Origin of the sequence: Streptomyces sp. GC420 (assembly GCF_009916105.1) — a bacterium.
Classification (GTDB): Bacteria; Actinomycetota; Actinomycetes; order Streptomycetales; family Streptomycetaceae; genus Streptomyces.
On record NZ_JAAAXQ010000688.1, the window covers coordinates 1 to 2,015 of the forward strand.

Annotated in this window: 2 protein-coding genes; both read left to right on the plus strand. The window is 72.7% G+C overall.

Annotated elements, in window-relative coordinates; all coding sequences use genetic code 11:
• Positions 1 to 66 precede the first annotated feature (66 nt).
• Positions 67 to 735, plus strand: a complete 669-nt coding sequence (locus tag GUY61_RS37810) for a metalloregulator ArsR/SmtB family transcription factor (RefSeq protein WP_166634810.1) — start codon at positions 67 to 69, stop codon at positions 733 to 735.
• A 236-nt stretch (positions 736 to 971) separates the two neighbouring features.
• Complete coding sequence (locus GUY61_RS37815) at positions 972 to 1,961, plus strand: alpha/beta fold hydrolase (RefSeq protein ID WP_166634811.1); 990 nt, start codon at positions 972 to 974, stop codon at positions 1,959 to 1,961.
• The last annotated feature ends 54 nt before the right edge of the window (positions 1,962 to 2,015 follow it).

Sequence of the window (2,015 nt, forward strand, 5' to 3'; positions counted from 1 at the left end):
GCGGTGGGGCGGGCACGCCACCGGGGAGTACCATTACAATATTCCATGGATTTATGGAGGAGTGTTATGGGGGACGCCGCGCGGAAATCGGCGCTGTACGACGCCTTCGCCCACACCGGGAAGGCCCTGGGGAGCGGCAAGCGCCTGGAGCTGCTCGACCTGCTGGCGCAGGGCGAGCGCACGGTCGACGCCCTGGCGAAGGCGGCCGGTCTCAACCTGACCACCGCGTCGGCCCATCTCCAGGCCCTCAAGCAGGCCGGTCTCGTCGTCACCCGCCGCGACGGCGTGCGTATCCACTACCGCCTTGCCGGGGAGGACGTCGCCGCGCTCTACGCCCTGCTCCGCCGGGTCGCCCAGGCGCACCAGGCCGGCGTCGAGGCCGCCCGTACCGCCTACCTCGGGGAGGATCCGCCGGACCGGATCGACCGTGAGCAGCTGCTGCGGCGCACCGAGGCGGGCAGGGTCCTCGTCCTGGACGTGCGCCCCGTCGAGGAGTACGCCGCGGGACACATTCCCGGCGCCGTCTCGGTCCCGGTCGGTGACCTGGCCGACCGGATCGCCGACTTGCCCGCGGAGGTCGAGGTCGTCGTCTACTGCAGGGGTGAGTACTGCGTCATGGCCCACGAGGCCGTGCGCGTGCTCGGCGCCCACGGCCGCAGCGCCGTACGGCTGTCGGACGGCATGCTGGAGTGGCGGCTGGCCGGACTGCCCGTCGCCACCGGAACCGCCGCCTGACGCGGGGCGGCGGTGGCCGTGGCGGGGCGCGCCGGTGCCGCCCCGCACCGCGGCCTCGGCCGTGGCGCCCCTCCCACGCGGTCCCGCGCGGCGTCCGACGCGGCGTCACACAACGGTGTCCGCTTTCACCTGGATGGCCGGTCGCCTTCACCCGCCTGCTTCTCCGGACGCGCTTCGTCGGCCGGGCTCGGAAATTCTGAGGTCCGACAGATCCCCTCCGGAGAAAAGAGAACGCCATGACTGATTCGTCAGCCCTCGGTCCGCGCAGTGGGGCCCGTCGGGTGGGCGCCATCGCGGCGGCGCTCACGGTGACGATGTTCGCCGCGGCGGGCCCGGCCGCCGCGGACGGCATGCCCACGGCCCCCGAGGGCGGTGCCGGAGCCAAGCCCACCGTGGTGATGGTGCACGGCGCGTTCGCCGACGCGTTGAGCTGGGCGAGTGTCGTCGAGCGGCTGCAGAGCGACGGCTTCCCGGTCGTCTCCGCCTCCAATCCGCTCCGCGGACTGGCCAACGACTCGGCCTACATAGCCAGCCTCCTGGAGACCATCAAGGGGCCGATCGTGATGGTCGGCCACTCCTACGGCGGCGCGGTGATCAGCCATGCCGCGGCAGGCAACTCGCGGGTGAAGTCACTCGTCTACATATCCGCGCTCATGCCCGAAAAGGGCGAGATACTGGGCCGGATCGCTGAGAAGTTCGTGGGCGGCCGGCTCAACGACGCACTCAGGAACATGCCGTTCCAGGACGCGGACGGCCGGGGTACCGACCTCTACGTCGACCCCGAGAAGTTCGCCGGCGTACTCGCCGGGGACCTGCCCGCAGCCGCCGCCGCGGCGATGGCCGCGGCCCAACGACCGATCGTGGCCTCCGCGTTCAGCGAGCGGGCCACGAAGGCCGCATGGAAGAAGATCCCCTCCTGGGCCCTGGTCGCGAAGAACGACAAGGCCCTGGCTCCCGACTACGAGCGCTTCGCGGCCAAGCGCGCGCGCTCCCACACGGTCGAGATCCCCTCCTCCCACATGGCCATGCTGTCCCACCCGGACGCCGTCGCCCAGCTGATCCGCGACGCGGCGGCGGGCAGGGCGTCGGACGGGAAGGCGTCCCTTGCCGCCACCGGAACCGACACCCGCGTCCTCACGGGACTCGGCGTCGCCGCCGCCGTGACGGTGCTCGCGGGTGCCGGGCTCGTCGCGATCGCCCGCAAGCGGCGGGACGCCACGCACTGACCCCTCGCGAGCCGTGCCCGCCGCCCCGGAGCCCCGGCACGGACCGTCGGACTC